The 16,620-nt window shown below is 70.5% G+C and carries 17 protein-coding genes; 8 read left to right on the forward strand and 9 right to left on the reverse strand.

From position 1 onward, the window contains the following. Window positions 1-50: 50 nt before the first annotated feature. Window positions 51-836 (reverse strand): glucosamine-6-phosphate deaminase, encoded by a 786-nt coding sequence (nagB, locus tag AAFF41_RS31205; RefSeq protein ID WP_319746412.1) that lies wholly within the window; start codon window positions 834-836, stop codon window positions 51-53. A gap of 327 nt (window positions 837-1,163) precedes the next feature. Between nagB and AAFF41_RS31210 the strand changes: the two genes are divergently transcribed. Further along, window positions 1,164-2,240 carry an SIS domain-containing protein gene (locus AAFF41_RS31210; protein WP_319746410.1) on the forward strand — a complete coding sequence of 359 codons (1,077 nt, stop codon included), beginning with the start codon at window positions 1,164-1,166 and terminating at the stop codon, window positions 2,238-2,240. Window positions 2,241-2,706: 466 nt separating this feature from the next. Next, complete coding sequence (locus tag AAFF41_RS31215) at window positions 2,707-4,173, forward strand: sensor histidine kinase (RefSeq protein ID WP_319746847.1); 1,467 nt, start codon at window positions 2,707-2,709, stop codon at window positions 4,171-4,173. A 209-nt stretch (window positions 4,174-4,382) separates the two neighbouring features. Here the strand turns inward: AAFF41_RS31215 and AAFF41_RS31220 are convergent, their stop codons facing one another. Together AAFF41_RS31220 and AAFF41_RS31225 are read right to left on the reverse strand one after the other, a co-directional pair. After that, on the reverse strand, window positions 4,383-4,640 hold the full coding sequence (locus tag AAFF41_RS31220) for a WhiB family transcriptional regulator (protein ID WP_006380970.1): 258 nt from the start codon (window positions 4,638-4,640) through the stop codon (window positions 4,383-4,385). Between the two features lie 319 nt (window positions 4,641-4,959). Next, window positions 4,960-5,928: a diacylglycerol/lipid kinase family protein gene (locus tag AAFF41_RS31225; protein ID WP_319746408.1), complete on the reverse strand. Its 969-nt coding sequence runs from the start codon at window positions 5,926-5,928 to the stop codon at window positions 4,960-4,962. 157 nt (window positions 5,929-6,085) lie between these two features. Here AAFF41_RS31225 and AAFF41_RS31230 point away from each other — a divergent pair, with 157 nt between their 5' ends. Then, entirely contained in the window at window positions 6,086-6,535 is a 450-nt protein-coding gene (locus tag AAFF41_RS31230) for a hypothetical protein (protein WP_343324979.1), read from the forward strand. Between the two features lie 128 nt (window positions 6,536-6,663). Here AAFF41_RS31230 and AAFF41_RS31235 read toward each other — a convergent pair whose 3' ends face one another. The 3 genes from AAFF41_RS31235 to AAFF41_RS31245 form a co-directional block, all read right to left on the reverse strand. Continuing rightward, window positions 6,664-7,737, reverse strand: a complete 1,074-nt coding sequence (locus AAFF41_RS31235; RefSeq protein WP_388407427.1) for an RNA polymerase sigma factor SigF — start codon at window positions 7,735-7,737, stop codon at window positions 6,664-6,666. A 17-nt stretch (window positions 7,738-7,754) separates the two neighbouring features. Beyond that, window positions 7,755-8,168 (reverse strand): ATP-binding protein, encoded by a 414-nt coding sequence (locus AAFF41_RS31240; protein ID WP_054228129.1) that lies wholly within the window; start codon window positions 8,166-8,168, stop codon window positions 7,755-7,757. 261 nt (window positions 8,169-8,429) lie between these two features. Continuing rightward, window positions 8,430-8,690, reverse strand: a complete 261-nt coding sequence (locus tag AAFF41_RS31245; RefSeq protein WP_054228128.1) for a UBP-type zinc finger domain-containing protein — start codon at window positions 8,688-8,690, stop codon at window positions 8,430-8,432. Window positions 8,691-8,751: 61 nt separating this feature from the next. Here AAFF41_RS31245 and AAFF41_RS31250 point away from each other — a divergent pair, with 61 nt between their 5' ends. Then, a complete protein-coding gene (locus AAFF41_RS31250; RefSeq protein WP_319746403.1) occupies window positions 8,752-10,347 on the forward strand; it encodes a Na+/H+ antiporter in 1,596 nt (531 codons plus the stop codon). A gap of 16 nt (window positions 10,348-10,363) precedes the next feature. Here AAFF41_RS31250 and AAFF41_RS31255 read toward each other — a convergent pair whose 3' ends face one another. From AAFF41_RS31255 to AAFF41_RS31265, 3 genes are all read right to left on the reverse strand, one after another. Further along, window positions 10,364-11,245: a 1-aminocyclopropane-1-carboxylate deaminase/D-cysteine desulfhydrase gene (locus AAFF41_RS31255; RefSeq protein WP_343326381.1), complete on the reverse strand. Its 882-nt coding sequence runs from the start codon at window positions 11,243-11,245 to the stop codon at window positions 10,364-10,366. Between the two features lie 148 nt (window positions 11,246-11,393). Then, the gene (locus AAFF41_RS31260; protein ID WP_319746401.1) at window positions 11,394-11,984 is read right to left on the reverse strand and encodes an N-acetylmuramoyl-L-alanine amidase; all 591 of its coding nucleotides are present in this window, start codon (window positions 11,982-11,984) and stop codon (window positions 11,394-11,396) included. Window positions 11,985-12,187: 203 nt separating this feature from the next. Then, complete coding sequence (locus AAFF41_RS31265; protein ID WP_054228125.1) at window positions 12,188-12,421, reverse strand: hypothetical protein; 234 nt, start codon at window positions 12,419-12,421, stop codon at window positions 12,188-12,190. Window positions 12,422-12,686: 265 nt separating this feature from the next. Between AAFF41_RS31265 and AAFF41_RS31270 the strand changes: the two genes are divergently transcribed. The 4 genes from AAFF41_RS31270 (at window position 12,687) to AAFF41_RS31285 (ending at window position 16,610) form a co-directional block, all read left to right on the forward strand. Further along, window positions 12,687-14,093 (forward strand): family 2B encapsulin nanocompartment shell protein, encoded by a 1,407-nt coding sequence (locus AAFF41_RS31270; RefSeq protein WP_319746397.1) that lies wholly within the window; start codon window positions 12,687-12,689, stop codon window positions 14,091-14,093. A 152-nt stretch (window positions 14,094-14,245) separates the two neighbouring features. Continuing rightward, window positions 14,246-15,292, forward strand: a complete 1,047-nt coding sequence (locus AAFF41_RS31275) for a family 2 encapsulin nanocompartment cargo protein polyprenyl transferase (RefSeq protein ID WP_319746395.1) — start codon at window positions 14,246-14,248, stop codon at window positions 15,290-15,292. 233 nt (window positions 15,293-15,525) lie between these two features. Continuing rightward, a complete protein-coding gene (locus AAFF41_RS31280) occupies window positions 15,526-16,137 on the forward strand; it encodes a GNAT family N-acetyltransferase (protein WP_054228123.1) in 612 nt (203 codons plus the stop codon). 158 nt (window positions 16,138-16,295) lie between these two features. Continuing rightward, the gene (locus tag AAFF41_RS31285) at window positions 16,296-16,610 is read left to right on the forward strand and encodes a hypothetical protein (RefSeq protein ID WP_343326500.1); all 315 of its coding nucleotides are present in this window, start codon (window positions 16,296-16,298) and stop codon (window positions 16,608-16,610) included. Window positions 16,611-16,620: the final 10 nt, after the last annotated feature.

The following is a 16,620-nucleotide window of genomic DNA, read 5'->3' on the forward strand; positions in this document are numbered from 1 at the left end:
CGGCACCTTCCTTCTTCTTCCCTTGCGTGTTCTTCTTCGCCCCCTCGGGGTCAGATCCCCTGCCAGTCCGGCTTGTTCGCGAACGTGTGGCGGAAGTAGTCCGCCAGCTTCAGCTTGGACGCGGCGGCCTCGTCCACGACGACCGTCGCGTGCGGGTGGAGCTGGAGCGCCGAGGCGGGGCACACCGCGGCCACCGGCCCCTCCACGGTCGCCGCGACCGCGTCCGCCTTGCCCTCACCCGTGGCCAGCAGGACGAGATGCCGCGCCTCCAGGATCGTGCCGATGCCCTGGGTGATGACGTGGTGCGGCACCTGCTCGATGTCGCCCTCGAAGAACCGCGCGTTGTCGACCCTGGTCTGCTCGGTCAGCGTCTTGATCCGGGTCCGCGAGGCGAGCGAGGAGCAGGGCTCGTTGAACCCGATGTGCCCGTCGGTGCCGATCCCGAGCAGCTGGAGGTCGACGCCACCGGCCGTGGCCAGCGCCCTGTCGTACGCCTGGCACGCGGCCTGCACGTCCTCGGCGGTGCCGTCCGGGCCCAGGAACGCGTCCATGCCCAGCCCCAGCGGTTCGAGCACCTCGCGTCGCAGCACCGAACGGTACGACTCGGGGTGCTCGGCCGGCAGTCCCACGTACTCGTCGAGCTGGGCGACCCGCGCCCGCGAGGCGTCCACGGCACCGGAGCCGACCTTCGCCGCCAGCGCCTGGTAGATGGGCAGCGGCGTCGAGCCGGTGGCCACGCCGAGCAGAGCGTCGGGCTTGCGCCGGAGCAGCTCCGCCATGGCCTCGGCGATCAGCTCGCCGCCCGCCTTGGCGTCGGGAACGATGACAACTTCCACGCTGGGCCTGCCGATCTGGAGAGTGACTCGCCGGGAACCGTGAGGGAACACATGTGGTGTAGACCAATCTAGCAAAGGAGTCCCCTCCGCGGCCCGTCACGGTTTCACGACGCGTCCAGGCCCGCCGCCCGGACGCCCGCTCGACACCCCCATGGGTAACGGCACACCCGACAAAGCCCTGCCCACACAGGCGATGAGATGCTGATACCGATCCTCGAGATCGCACCGCACGCACTACCCGGTACCGCCCGTACCACCCCGCACCGCCCGTACCACCCCGTATCGGCCACGGTCGACGCGTACGACCGGACGTCCCCAGGAGGCCCCATGTCCGCCCCTACCCCGGACCCCCGGACCGGCGACGACCGCCCGGGTCGGATCATGGCCCGCGAGATGGCCGAGCAGCCCGACGTGCTGCGCCGGATCCTGGAGGCGGGCGCACCGCGGATCCAGGAAGTGGCCCGGCAGATCGCGGCCCGCGAGCCCCGCTTCGTACTGCTCACCGCCCGCGGCACCTCCGACAACGCCGCCCTGTACGCGAAGTACCTGCTGGAGATCCAGCTGGGCCTGCCGTGCGGGCTCACCTCGATGTCGACGACCACGGCGTACGGCGCGCGGCCCGATCTCACCGACGTCCTGGTCGTCACCGTCAGCCAGTCCGGCGGCTCCCCGGACCTGGTCGCCTCGACCCGGGCCGCCCGTGAGGCCGGCGCCATCACGCTCGCGGTCACCAACAACCCGGACTCACCGCTGGCGGCCGTCTCCGAGTACCACCTCGACATCATGGCCGGACCCGAGAAGGCCCTGCCCGCCACCAAGACCTACACGGCCTCCCTCCTCACCCTCTATCTCTTCGTCGAAGGACTGCGCGGCGGCGACGGCGCCGCGGCCAAGGCGCTGCCCGACCTCGCCGCGCACCTCCTCACCCGCCAGGACGAGATCCGCACGCTCGCCTCCCGCTACCGCTTCGCCGAGCGCATGGTGATCACCTCGCGCGGCTACGGCTACCCCACGGCCAAGGAAGCCGCTCTGAAGCTGATGGAGACCAGCTACATCCCGGCCCTCTCGTACTCCGGCGCCGATCTGCTGCACGGCCCCCTCGCCATGGTCGACAACATCTCCCCGGTCATCGCGGTCGTCACCGACGGCAAGGGCGGCGAGGCGCTCCAGCCCGTGCTCGACCGGCTGCGCGGGCGCGGCGCCGACCTGGTCGTCATCGGCCCCCGGGCCCAGGTGGAGCAGGCCTCGGGCGGGTTCGTCCTGCCCACCGAGGGGGTGGCCGAGGAGCTTCAGCCGATCCTTGAGATCCTCCCGCTCCAGCTCCTGGCCTACGAGGTCACCATCGCCCGCGGCCAGGACCCGGACGCGCCGCGCGCCCTGGCGAAGGTGACCGAGACCCGCTGACCGACGCGCCCCCGGACGGGTGGACGAGGCCAAGGTGATCCGGCCTTGTTCATGAGCCGATCCGGCCCCCACCGGGGGCCGAACCGGGCTAGTCTGCGTGGTGGATGCTGTTGGAAGTTCGAAAAAGAGACAACAACTAACATCCGCCGGCGCATGGACGCGGCACGTGGTCTAGTCCACAATGTGCAGGTAAAGCCTTCGATCGACGAAGCGTCGCTTACGGCGAGGCGTTGATCCACACAAGCATCCGTCTTCCCCGCACAGGAAGGCGGACCGAGGAACCGGCGCTCTCTGCCCTGACTGCTCCGGGTCCTCTCCTTCGGCCGACCGGGACCGCACACCCCGCGGCCGTTGCTGCTCCGGGCTGCGGTGCCGGGAGGGTTGAGGGTCCCTCCCAGGCGCCGCGGCCCGCGGGTGTTTTCGGAGCCGGGCCAAAGCCCCAGGTACGCTCGCAGATGTGCCCTCCATGAACGACCTCGTCCGCCAGCACACCGCTCTCGGTGACTCCGATCTCGAGTGGTTGCATCTGCTGGTCTCGGAGTGGCAGTTGCTCTCCGACCTCTCCTTCGCCGACCTCGTGCTGTGGGTTCCCACCCGCGACGGCACCCGCTATGTCTCCGTCGCGCAGATGCGGCCCAACACCGGCCCGACCTCGTACCAGGACGACATGGTCGGCCACCTCGTCCCACGCGGCCGTCGTCCGCTGCTGGACGCCGCGCTGGACGAGGGCCGGATCGTGCGCGAGGGCGATCCCGAGTGGCGCGAGGAGGTGCCGGTACGGGTCGAGTCCATTCCGGTACGGCGGGAGGGGCGCGTCCTCGGTGTCATCGCGCGCAACACCAATCTCCTCACTGTGCGCACCCCGAGCCGGCTGGAGCTCACGTACCTCCAGAGCGCGTCCGACCTCGCCCAGATGATCGCCGCCGGCTCCTTCCCGTTCTCCGGCCAGCAGGTCGACATGGACGCCTCCCCGCGGGTCGGCGACGGACTGATCCGCCTGGACGCCGAGGGCATCGTCCAGTACGCGTCCCCGAACGCGCTGTCCGCGTACCACCGCCTCGGCCTCGCCTCCGACCTGGTGGGCCACCACCTCGGTGTGACCACCGCCGAACTCGCCCCGTCCCGCGGTCCGGTGGACGAGGCCCTGTCCAAGGTCGCCAGCGGCTGGGCACCCCGCGAGTTCGAGATCGAGAGCGCCGACGGGGTGATCCAGCTGCGTGCGATCCCGCTCAAGCCCAAGGGCACCCGGGTCGGTTCGCTCGTCCTGCTGCGTGATGTGACCGAACTGCGCCGCCGCGAACGCGAGTTGATCACGAAGGACGCGACCATCCGGGAGATCCACCACCGGGTCAAGAACAACCTCCAGACGGTGGCGGCGCTGCTGCGGCTCCAGGCCCGGCGCATCGAGTCGGAGCGCGGCCGTGAGGCCCTGGAGGAGGCCGTCCGGCGGGTCGGCTCGATCGCCATCGTGCATGAGACGCTGTCTCAGAACCTGGACGAGCGGGTGGAGTTCGACGAGATCGCCGACCGGGTGCTCGCCATGGTCGCCGAGATCTCACCCGGCAAGGTCACCGGCCGCCGTACCGGCCGCTTCGGCATACTCGACGCCGAGGTCGCCACCCCGCTCTCCATGGTGCTCACCGAGATCCTGCAGAACGCGCTGGAGCACGGCTTCCGCGAGGGCGACCGGGGCACGGTCGAGGTCTCGGCGGTGCGCGGAGGCACCAGCAAGGACGCCCGCCTGCTGGTCACCGTCCAGGACGACGGGGTCGGTCTCCCGGAGGGTTTCGACCCGCACCGCTCGGGCAACCTCGGGCTGCAAATCGTACGGACGCTGGTGGAAGGCGAGTTGGGGGGCAGCTTCGACATGGTGGCGGCCCCGGAGCGCGGCACGCAGGTCATCCTGGACATTCCGGTGCGGGCGCACAAGTAGGAGTACACGTAGGGGCGCGAGCAGAAGTACCAGCAGAAGTATCTGACGCACCCACACCTCGCGCATGACAGTGGCCCCGGACCAGAAGGTCCGGGGCCACTGCTTACGTTGCTATGCGCATCGGGGGTACTGCGCGCTGCGGCTCGGGGGCGGGAGATGCGTACTCGCTGTACGCGCCGCCGGGCTCAGGCTCGTTACGGGGTGGGGTGTCAGGCGGTGGCCTGACGGGCCCGGTTGCGGGCGGCACGGCGCTTCATCGCGCGGCGCTCGTCCTCGCTGAGGCCACCCCAGACGCCGGAGTCCTGGCCGGACTCGAGCGCCCACTGCAGGCACTGCTCCATGACGGGGCAGCGGCGGCAGACGGCCTTGGCTTCCTCGATCTGCAGCAGCGCAGGACCGGTGTTGCCGATGGGGAAGAAGAGCTCGGGGTCTTCCTCGCGGCAAACGGCGTTGTGACGCCAGTCCATGGCTGCTACCTCTCCTTGGTATTACATGCACGTTGCTTGTGAATGTGAACGCTTTCACGAATCCCTCAACAAGTGAAGGGCCGACTGCCAGGATTCCCTGACGTGGTCCTGTGATTTGAGGAGGGGTTCTGGCTCTCTGTGGGGCCGATGTTGCGGGCCGTCCCGATCGCCACGTAGAGACTCGCAAACCTCAGCGGCGGATACAACCCCTTCTGGAAAGTTTTTTTTGATTCCTCGGTGTCGACTAGGTCACAGCCGTACTTCCATGGGGTGGACCCTGGTCTAAACGTTCGAGTGAAAGGACTTTGGGCCCTTCCGCTCACACAATCACACGCAGTGCACGGCGTACGCCTGTGAACGTCACGCTAGTGCGCAGTCCCAGGTGGTCGCCGTCCATCTGGAGGGGGAGCGGCGCCTTCGAATGCAAGGTGAAGTCGGTCAGGTCGTGCAGGGACAGGGCGTGCCTGCCGTGGGGTCCGCGCTCGGGGGACGAAGTGAGCAACTGGGTGGCATACCGGGCGGCCGAGGCCGTCGACATGCGGTTGAGAGCGAGTACGTCGAGCCCGGTATCGAACGAAGCCTTAGGTGACGCGTACACCGGACGATTGCCGAGAAACGTCCAGGGCGAGGTGTTGCAGATTATGGACATCACGAGATCGGTGACCGGGTCCTGGCCGGGCTGCTCCAGTGTGATCGTTCCGTGTCTGCGGTGAGGTTCGTCCAAAAACTGACGTGCCACTTGGCGCAAATAGAGGGCGTGGGTGGAACGCTTGCCGCGCTCGCGCTGCTGTTCGACCCGGCCGATCACCCCCGCGTCGAAGCCGAGTCCCGCGCAGAAGGTGAACCAGCGGGAGGGGACGGCTTCGTCCTCGGTGCCCGGGGTACCCGCGGCGAGACCGAGGCCGATCGCGCGCTCACGGTCCTCTCTGAGCGCGTCCAACAGGGCGCCGGTGGCCTCCACGGCGTCGTTGGGCAGGCCCAGGGCGCGGGCGAAGACATTGGTGGAGCCGCCGGGGACCACCGCGAGGCGGGGCAGACGGTCCAGGTCGGGGCCGTTGTGCAGGAGACCGTTCACGACCTCGTTGACGGTGCCGTCGCCGCCGAGTGCGACCACCAGTTCTATGTCGTCGCTCTCCCCGGCCTGCCGACCGAGGTCCCGGGCATGCCCGCGGTACTCGGTCGTGACCACCTCGAGCTTCATCTCGCTCGCCAGCGCGTGGATCAAGACATCGCGCGTGCGCGCACTCGTGGTGGTAGCTGCCGGATTGACCACGAGAAGTGCACGCATGCGATGCAGCGTACCTACCGAGGGGTACTGGTCCCAGACAGAGTAGGGATCCGGTAAGAGATGGGGACGTGAGTCTCGACACGGTCAGGTGCGGGACGCGGTGGGGTGGCGGGCGGGGTCGGGCCGCGCGCCGGGGCCCGAGGGATACCCTTCGGGGGTGAGCGCTGAGCAGATCCCCACCCCTGACGCCCCCTCCGCAGAGCCCCGTCCCGGACGGCTGACCGCCGCGGCCGCGCTGGCCGGGCTGGAGGGGCTGGTGCTCGCCGTGGGGGGCGTGTGGATGCTCGTCCTGGGGGCCACGAGTGACTCGGGAGACCGGCAGCAGGGCGTGACCCTGGGTGTGACGCTGATCGTGCTCGCGCTGCTGCCCCTGCTGGCCGCCCGCGGCCTGCTGCTGCGCCGCAGCTGGAGCCGGGGGCCCGCGGTCATCACCCAGATCATGGCGCTGCCCGTCGCCTACAGCCTGCTCCAGGCGGACAGCGTGGCGATCCCCGCCGGAATCGCCCTCGCGGCGGTCGCGCTCACGGCGCTGGTCCTGCTCGTCAATCCCGAGACCACCCGGGCGCTGGGCATCCGTGGCCCCGGTGCCGCCGAGGAAACCAAGTAGCTTCGGCCTGCCGGCGGGATCCACACCAGTTGCGCGCCCGCTGAAAAGGCGGGATCCGCGCCCGGAGGGCCGGGCTCGTCCGCCTACCGGGGACTCCGTGGCGACGCCCCCGCTCGGCGGCTGCCCGGTTACTCCTCGACCAGGAGCTTTTCGCGGAGCTGAGCGAGGGTGCGGGCCAGCAGGCGGGAGACATGCATCTGGGAGATGCCGACCTCCTGTGCGATCTGCGACTGGGTCATGTTGCCGAAGAAGCGAAGGAGCAGGATCCGCTTCTCTCGCGGGGGGAGGTCCTCGAGCAGGGGCTTCAACGACTCCCGGTACTCGACGCCCTCCAGGGCCTCGTCCTCGGCACCCAGCGTGTCCGCTACCGCCGGGGACTCGTCGTCCGTGTCGGGGACGTCCAGCGACAGCGTGGAGTACGCGTTGGCGGACTCCAGGCCCTCCAGGACCTCCTCCTCCGAGATGGCCAGCTTCTCGGCCAGCTCGTGGACCGTGGGAGAGCGCCCGTGCTGTTGCGACAGCTCGGCCGTCGCCGTCGTCAGGGCCAGGCGCAGTTCCTGCAGGCGCCGCGGCACCCGCACCGCCCAGCCCTTGTCGCGGAAGTGCCGCTTGATCTCACCGACGACCGTCGGAGTCGCGTACGTGGAGAACTCGACGCCGCGCTCCGGGTCGAAGCGGTCGACCGACTTGATCAGGCCGATGGTCGCGACCTGGGTGAGGTCGTCCAGCGGCTCACCGCGGTTGCGGAAGCGGCGCGCGAGGTGCTCGACGAGCGGGAGGTGCATGCGGACCAGCTGATTGCGCAGCTCCGCGTACTCCGCGCTGCCGTCCTGCAGCTTGCGCAGCTCGATGAACATCGCCCGCGCGCCGCTGCGGTCCTGCGGGTCGTGCTGGATGTGCTGGGCGCTCGGCCCTTGCTGCGTGCCCTGCACGCTCTGCACCCCTGGCTTGTCGTGTCGCTCGTGCTCGCTCATAGTCCCGCCCGTCACCAGCCGCCGCCCTTCCGAGGACGTGCTCGGCGCGGCACCCTCCGGATCCCGTTGCCCGTCGTCCTGGCCGGAGAGGCTCTCCTGTGCGTCCTCCGGGTGCGGCCGGGCCTGTTCGGGGATGCCGTCGACGCCTTCCACCGCGCGCCGCGGCCCGTCGAGGCCGTCGACGCGTCCGGTGGGAAGCTCCCGTGTGCCGCGCTCTTCGTCCCGCACCGGCCCGTCCCCGTTCCTCACGCCGGCCCGGGTCCCGCGCCGCGCTGTTTGTAGAGGCTGATCGAAACGGTCTTGTCCTCGGCGACGGTGGAGTCGACCTTGCCCGCGAGCGCCGACAGGACGGTCCACGCGAACGTGTCCCGTGACGGAGCGTGACCATCGGTGGTCGGAGCTGAGACCGTCACCTCGAGCGAGTCGTCGATGAGCCGGAAGACACAGCTGAGCACCGATCCGGGGACGGCCTGCTGCAACAGAATCGCGCAGGCCTCGTCCACCGCGATGCGGAGGTCCTCGATCTCGTCGAGGGTGAAGTCCAAACGCGCCGCGAGACCGGCCGTAGCCGTACGCAGCACCGACAGGTAGGCACCCGCGGCCGGCAGCCGGACTTCCACGAAGTCCTTCGTCGCGGGCTCGCCTGCGATCTGGGACACCCTCACCTCCAAGGTGGTACAAGCTCTTTCGAGCTCTTTTCGGGGGCCGAGGGTCGCCCCCCGGGGTAACGCGCTAGGTGGTTCAGCGGTGACGCTACCGCGCTCCCAACTTTCCTGTCCTGGGGACCCCGCCCCTTGCTGTCACTCATAGTAAGCCTACGAGTACGCACAGTGGCTAGGGGTCTGCGGGCCCAAATAGGAAGAGCGCGCGCCGGGTTGACGTACCCAGGCGTCAGACGGTCGAACCGTCCGGGCCGTGGGTCACGCCAGTACGTGGTCGACGAAGCACCAGCGCCAGCTCTCACCGGGTTCGAAGGTCCGCATCACGGGGTGTCCGGTCTCCTTGAAATGCTCCGTCGCGTGCCGCAGCGGCGAGGAGTCGCAGCAGCCGAGGTGCCCGCAGCTCAGACACAGCCGCAACTGCACCGGATGCGTACCGGCGGCCTGGCACTCCAGGCACGTCTCGCTCAGCGGTCCGGGTTCGGGGTGCGGCAGCTCGTCGGCGTGCGTGCACTGTTTCATGATTGCCAGGTTACGTCGGGCGTGCGGCATGTCGCGCGAAAACGAGGGCGGGCGGAAGACGATGGACGTATTGCCACTGCTGTTGCTGGTCGCGGGGAGCGCCGCGGTCGCCGGGCTCGCCCGTCGTACCCCGGTGCCGGCGCCGCTGTTGCTCGTCGCGGCGGGCCTGGCCGTCTCGTACGTCCCTGGAGTGCCCGGATACGAACTCGACCCGGAGATCGTGCTCCCGCTGGTGCTGCCCCCGCTGCTGTACACGGCGGCCACCGACAGTTCGTACCTCGATCTTCGGGCGCACATGCGGCCCATCGCGCTGTTGTCGGTGGGGTACGTGCTCTTCGCGACGCTGGCCGTCGGCTGGGCCGCCTATCTGATCGTGCCGAGCCTGCCGCTGCCCGCGGCGCTGGTCTTCGGAGCGGTGGTGGCGCCGCCGGACGCGGTGGCGGCCACGGCGGTGGCGCGCCGGGTGGGGCTGCCCTCGCGGATCACCACGATCCTTCAGGGCGAGTCCCTGGTGAACGACGCGACTGCGATCACCGCCTACAAGGTGGCCCTCGCCGCCGCGGTCGGCGAGGGCGCGACCTGGGCGGGCGGTGTCCGTGAGTTCCTCCTCGCGGCGGTCGGGGGTGTGGTCGTCGGTCTCGTCCTGATGGTTCCGATCCACTGGTTGCGCACGCACCTGAATGAGGCGCTTCTCCAGAACACCCTCTCCTTGTTGATCCCCTTCGTCGCCTACGGGATCGCCGAGCAGGTGCACGCTTCCGGAGTGCTCGCGGTGGTCGTCGTCGCGCTCTACCTCGGGCACCGTGCCTGGGAGGTGGACTTCGCGACCCGGCTCCAGGAGGAGGCGGTGTGGAAGATGGTCGCGTTCGTCCTGGAGTCGGCGGTGTTCGCCCTGATCGGACTGCAACTGCCGGTCGTCCTCAAAGGCCTCGGCCAGTACCAGGGAGCCCAGGCCGCCTGGTATGCGGTGGCCGTCTTCCTGGTCGTGGTCGCCGCCCGGTTCGTGTGGGTCTATCCGGCCACCTTCCTGCCACGGCTCCTGTCGGCGCGCATCCGGGAGCGCGAGGGGTCCCCCACCTGGAAGGGCCCGTTCGTCATCGGCTGGGCCGGCATGCGCGGGGTGGTCTCGCTCGCCATCGCCTTCTCCATCCCGCTCACCGTGCACGGTGGTGCCTCCTTCCCCGATCGCAACCTGCTCCTCTTCCTCACCTTCACCACCGTGATCGGGACCCTGGTCGTCCAGGGGCTGACCCTGCCCCCTCTCATCCGCCTGCTGAAGCTGCCGGGGCGCGACGTCCAGGCCGAGACGCTCGCCGAGGCGAACGCCCAGGCGCAGGCGTCCCGGGTCGCCGAGGAGCGCCTCGACGCACTCCTCACCGACGAGCGCAACGCCCTGCCCCCGCCGCTCGCCGACCGGCTCCGCTCGGTCCTGGAACGCCGCCGCAACGCCGTCTGGGAGCGGCTCGGCGCCGTCAACCCGGTGACCGGGGAGACCGCCGACGACACCTACCGCCGCCTGTCCCGCGAGATGATCAGCGCCGAACGCGAGATGTTCGTGAAACTCCGCGACCACCGCTACATCGACGACGAAATGCTCCGCACGCTCCTGCGCAGACTCGACCTGGAGGAGGCGGCGGCCTACCGGGAAGCAGCGTGAGGCGCCGTACGAGGGCTCAGAGCGGCGCCCCCGTGATCACCGCCGCCACCGTCGTCCCCCGCACGAACGCCCCCTCCTCCACCAGGGTGACAAGTCCGTAGAGCAACTTGGCGACATAGAGATGTTCCACGGGCAGGCCGTGGCGCTGTTCGAAGTCCGCGGCGAAGGTGTCGAGTTCGGGCGTGGTGCGGGCGTAGCCGCCGAAGTGGAAGCGGTCGTCGAGTGACCAGGTGCCGCGCCGGCCACCGAAGGCGGCTTCCTGGAGGGCGCTTATGTCACTCCCCAGGAAGCCGCCCTTGAGGACGGGGATCCCCAGGGCCCGCTGGTCGGGGGCGAGGCCGGCGGCCAGGCCGGCGAGGGTGCCGCCGGTGCCGCAGGCCAGCGCGGCCACGTGGACACCGTCATGGCCCCGCAGCTCCGCGCCGAGTTCCCGGCAGCCGCGTACGGCAAGGGAATTGCTGCCGCCCTCCGGGACGACGTACGCGTCCTCGGCGCCCACCGAGCGCAGCAGGGCGGCCAGCGTCTCCGGTTCGCCCTTGCGGCGATACGTCGATCTGTCGACGAAGTGCAGTCGCATGCCGTCGGCCGCGCAGCGGGTCAGTGAGGGGTTGAGGGGGCGGTCGGCCAGCTCCTGGCCGCGGACCACCCCCACGGTCGTCAGCCCTAGGAGGCGGCCCGCGGCGGCGGTGGCGCGCAGATGGTTGGAGTACGCGCCGCCGAACGTGACCACCGTGCGGCCCGCCGCCGCGCGGAGGTTCGGGGCGAGCTTGCGCCACTTGTTGCCGATCAGCTCCGGGTGGATCAGGTCGTCCCGCTTGAGCAGCAGCCGCACGCCACGGCGCGTGAAGCGCTCGTCCTCGACCTGCCACAGCGGCGAGGGCAGCCTCGGCCGCAGCACCGTCGGGTCGAGCGCTTCGGGGACGTCCGGAGTGGCCGGGGTGGTCGGGCCGTCCGGGGTGGTGGGGTCGTCCGGGGGTGTGGGGCTGGGCACCCCACCATTGTCGGACACCTGTCCGGTATACGGGCGGCCACCCCGTGCCCGTCCGTCACTTGAGGCGGTCGCGGACGCGCTCTCTCATCGAGGCCATCGTGAAGCCGCGCGGGTCGACCTTGCCCGGCTGCCACTCCAGGTGGCCGATGACCGAACGCTCCGTCCAGCCGTGGTGGCGGCAGATCGCGGCCGCGACCTTCTCGATGGCCTCCAGCTGCACCTCGGGCCACGGATCCCTTCCGTCGCCGAGGTTCTCGCACTCGAAGCCGTAGAAGTGGCGGTTGCCGTCGGTGTTCGCCTCGTCGTCCGGTGGGAGCGCCTTCTCCGCGATCACGGCGCGCAGCACGTCGTCGTCACCCAGGCCCGCGTGGTTGGCCCGGCCGTAGCCCACGAGGTGCAGGACACCGTCCTTGGTGATGACGCCGTGGCACAGCGGACCGGGCAGGTCCGGGCGGCCCGCACGGCAGATCCCGACGGTGTGCTCGCTGCCCGACGTCACCGAGTGGTGGATCATCACGCCGTACACCGGACCCCAGGGCCCCTTGTGATTGCGGTTGTGATGCTCCCAGTCGCCGACCTCGACGACGGTGACGCCTTCCTCCCCGAGCCGGTTCAGGAAACCGCCCGCGGACATGGGTGGGGCCATGACCGCCTCCTTCGCACTGCGCGGCGGCCACCGGTCGCGGCCGTCTCGTACCGCAGCTTGTACCCGGAACCCGGGGCTCCGGCCCAGCCGTTCGTACGGCGTGCGAGTCGATCCGGTCAGGGGCGCGGGCGCGTCTGACCAGCGCGTTCACGGCGCCTTCGCGGTGCGTCGGCAGTGTGTCTGCGGTGCGTCCGCGAGACCCGTCAGGAGCGCAGGAACGCGTCCCCGTTCACGGCGATGTGGCTCTCCAGCGCCTGCAGGGCCTGCTGGGTCGCCTCGGGGGAGCCGCTGCCGCGCCGCTCCGCGTAGTACGCCGCGCCCAGTTTCTTCAGGAGGTCGCCGCCCGCACGCTGCGCCTGCACCTCGTCGAGCTTCTGCTTGCCCTGAGTGAGCCCTCGCTGCGCCTGTTCCTTGGCGCGGTCCAGGAAGCCTGCCATTGCCGTCTCCTGTCGTCGTCCGTCACCGCGTCAAACGGTTGGCCTGATCTCGGAGTTCCCGCTCGCAACGGCTCCGCGCTGTTCGAAGGCGAGGGCTGCGGCTGTTCGAGGGCGACGGCACCGTCTGTTCGATCGATCGACAAAAGCGGATCCTCTGCCCAATCCCCCGTGATCCATTCCCGCTCATTCGTGTAATAGCACGGGCACGCTCCGTGATGGAAGGCTGGTCGGCGCAGATCAGTGCACGACCGGGAGGGCAATTTTCATGTCGGTAGGCGAAGAGGTCCGTGCGGGTCAGGGCAAGCCGCAGCAGAGTCTCGGCACATCGGCCGCGCGGAACCTGGCCACCACCACCAAGTCCGCACCCCAGATGCAGGAGATCAGCTCACGGTGGCTGCTGCGCATGCTCCCGTGGGTGAACGTGCAGGGTGGCACGTACCGCGTGAACCGGCGGCTCAGCTACTCCGTGGGCGACGGCCGCGTGACGTTCGTGAAGACCGGTGACCGTGTGCAGGTCATCCCCGCGGAGCTCGGCGAGCTGTCCGTGCTCCGCTCGTTCGAGGATCAGGAGGTGCTGGGCGAGCTCGCCCAGCGATGCCAGCAGCGGGAGTTCGTACCGGGCGAAGTGCTCGCCTCGTTCGGCAGCCCGTCCGACGAGGTGTTTCTGCTCGCGCACGGCAAGGTGGAGAAGATCGGCACCGGCCCGTACGGCGACGACGCGGTCCTCGGCGTCCTCGCCGACGGCGCGTACTTCGGCGAGCAGGCGCTCATCGACCCGGACGCCATCTGGGAGTACACGGCCCGCGCCGTCACCGCGGTCACCGTGCTCGCGCTGCCCCGCCAGGACCTCGAGCAGGTCGCCGAGCGCTCCGACGCCCTGCGCGAGCACCTCACGTCGCTGCGCGCGATTCCGGAGCAGCGCACCAACAAGTACGGCGAGAAGGAGATCGACCTCGCGGCCGGCCACACCGGGGAGCAGGACATCCCCGGCACCTTCGTGGACTACGAGGCCGCACCGCGCGAGTACGAACTGAGCATCGCCCAGACCGTGCTGCGCCTGCACACGCGTGTGGCCGATCTCTACAACCAGCCGATGAACCAGACGGAGCAGCAGCTCCGCCTCACCGTCGAGGCGCTGAAGGAGCGCCAGGAGCACGAGCTCATCAACAACCGGGAGTTCGGACTGCTCAACAACTGCGAGTACGACCAGCGGCTCCAGCCGCACGACGGGGTGCCCAGCCCCGACGACCTGGACGAGCTGCTCAGCCGCCGGCGTGGCACCAAGCTGTTCCTCGCCCACCCGCGCGCGATCTCCGCGTTCGGCCGCGAGTGCAACAAGCGTGGGCTGGTCCCCGAGAGCGTCGAGATCGCGGGCAACCGCATCCCGACCTGGCGCGGTGTGCCGCTGTTCCCGTGCAACAAGATCCCCGTCAGCGACGCCCGTACGACCTCGATCATCGCCATGCGTACCGGCGAGGCCGAGCAGGGTGTCATCGGCCTCCAGCAGGCGGGCATCCCCGACGAGATCGAGCCGAGCCTGTCGGTGCGCTTCATGGGGATCAACGAACAGGCGATCATCTCCTACCTGGTGACGGCGTACTACTCGGCGGCGGTTCTCGTGCCGGACGCCCTCGGCATCCTGGAGAACGTCGAGATCGGCCGCTGGCGGTGACCTTCCCGACGCCCGCCGCCGTGTTCCCGCCCGATCAGGCGGGAACACCGGGGACGAGGCGGAGTCCGGCCGAGACCCTGGACAGGCGGGGCCGCATCGGCAAGCCCACGGAAGGCAGGCCCTCGGACGGCGGTTCCGCGGACGGGAGGCCCATGGATCGGCAGGTCGCGCCCGGCCCGGTGGACGGACAGGAGGCGACGGGCATCCTGGAGTACGCGCGGGCGTCCGTCGACCCCGCGCTGCGCAGGGCCGTCGACTCGCTGCCGGGATCCATGCGCCGGATCGCGCTCTACCACTTCGGCTGGGAGCACGCGGACGGCACCCCGGCGGCGGGCAACGCGGGCAAGGCGATCCGCCCGGCCCTGGTGCTCACCGCCACGGGAGCGCTCGGCGGTCAGCACGAGGCCGCCGTACAGGCGGCGGCCGCCGTGGAGTTGATCCACAACTTCACGCTGTTGCACGACGACGTCATGGACCGGGACACCACCCGCAGACACCGCCCCACCGCGTGGACCGTGTTCGGCGACGCCGACGCGATCCTCGCCGGGGACGCCATGCAGGCGCTCGCCCAGCGGATGCTCGCCGAGGACTCGCACCCGGCGTCCCAGGCCGCCGCCGCCCGGCTCGCTTCCTGTGTCGTCGAGCTGTGCGAGGGGCAGCACGCGGACACGGCCATGGAGAAGCGCGGACCCGCCGAGGTCACCCTCGACGAAGTGCTCGCCATGGCCGAGGCCAAGACCGGCGCGCTGCTCGGCTGCGCGTGTGCGCTCGGCGGGCTGTACGCGGGCGCGGACGAGCAGGACGTCGACGCGCTGGACGCGTTCGGCCGGGAGGCCGGCCTCGCCTTCCAGCTGATCGACGACGTGATCGGGATCTGGGGGGACCCGAGCCGCACCGGCAAGCCGGCCGGGGCGGACCTCATCGCCCGCAAGAAGTCGCTGCCCGTGGTCGCTGCGCTCGCCTCCGGCACCCCGGCGGCGACGGAACTCGCCGAGCTGTATGGAGTTCCCTACGAGGAAGGGGAGTTGGAGCGCACGGTCCTGGCCGTCGAGCGGGCGGGCGGCCGTGACTGGGCGCAGCTCCAGGCGGCCGACCGGATGTCGCGGGCGATGCACGCGCTGTCCCGGGCGATCCCCGACCCGGAGGCGGCGGGCGGCCTCCTCGCGCTCGCGGAGTTCGTGACGCGGCGCAGCAACTGACGCGTTCGACCCTTCGGATGACCCGTTCGACCCTTCAGAAGGGCGGTTGAAGACCCCGGGGCCTCCAGGACCGTACGGCACCTGACCTCCGTACGGCACCGGGCTCCGGCCGGAGCGGGTCCCGCGCATCCCCACGGTGTGCGGGGCCCGCCCCTCCCAGGGCCGGACAGGCCCGAAGGCCCTAGGCTGCAACAGCCGTACGATCAGCGGCGGTTGAGGCGAGAGGGTGGGACATGGGCGTGGTGATCCGGACGGCGGACGAGGGCGATCGGGAGCTGGTCACCCGGCTGCTCGACGAGGCGTTCCAGGACGACCCGGTGAGTGTCTGGGTCTTTCCGGACGCGGCGCACCGCCGCGCCAAGCACCCCGGGCTGATGGGGATGTTCACCGAGGTCGTGCTCGCCGAGGGCCGTGTGGACGTCACGGAGGACGGCACGGCGTGCGCGCTGTGGCTGCCCGTGCCCGCCGACGCAGGCCACGCCGACGAGGAGGACGACGGTCCCGTACGGCTGCGTGAGGCCGTCGACCCGGACAACGAGCGCGTCGAGCTGATCGGCCGCCTGACGGCCGGGATCCACCCCGCGGGCCGCGCCCACGAGTACCTGTGGATGATCGGCGTGGCGCCGGAGCGTCAGGGCGAGGGCCTCGGTACCGCGCTCGTCCGGTCGGTCCTCGACCGCTGCGACCGCGAGGGTCTGCCCGCCTATCTGGAGGCGAGCAACGCCGGTAGCCGCCGCCTCTACGAGCGTCTCGGCTTCGCTCTCACGGGGCGCCCTCTCGATCTGCCGGACGGTCCGCGGATGTGGCCGATGTGGCGCGAGCCGCAGCCCGGGCGGGGGGTCTGATCGGGCAAGTCGGAGGACGGCGGGTTCGGCATCCGTCTGGCGGCGGTGCGCGGCCCGCGGGGGCGCCGCTCGACCGAGGCGCGCGCGTTCAAGAGCGGCGTCTTCATGCGGACGTACAGCGGGAAGCGGTGAAGCGTCTCCCGCCCTACCCTGAATGCATGGGCACCGATGAGCATGTCTGCCCCGCCTGTCGGCAGCCGGTCACCACCGTCGTGCGGCGCCACAAGACGCTGGGCGCGTTCGTTCCCGTGTGGGGTCCCGGCCCCTGCCACAACCCGGAGTGCGAGGCGTACGTCGGCGGGCCCGGGGCCGGAGGCGGAGCCAGGTCCGGCGGCGGCGCCAAAGCCGGAGCCGGAGCCGGAGGCGGCACGGGGTCCCGGTCCGTGCCCGCGACCGGAGCCGAGCCCGGCAGGGACACCGGGGACGCCGGGGAGCCCCGGGAGCATCCCGGGGAGTCCGTCGCGGAAAAATGAGGAAGCCGAG

The sequence above is a fragment of the Streptomyces mirabilis genome, from assembly GCF_039503195.1.
Lineage (GTDB): Bacteria > Actinomycetota > Actinomycetes > Streptomycetales > Streptomycetaceae > Streptomyces > Streptomyces mirabilis_D.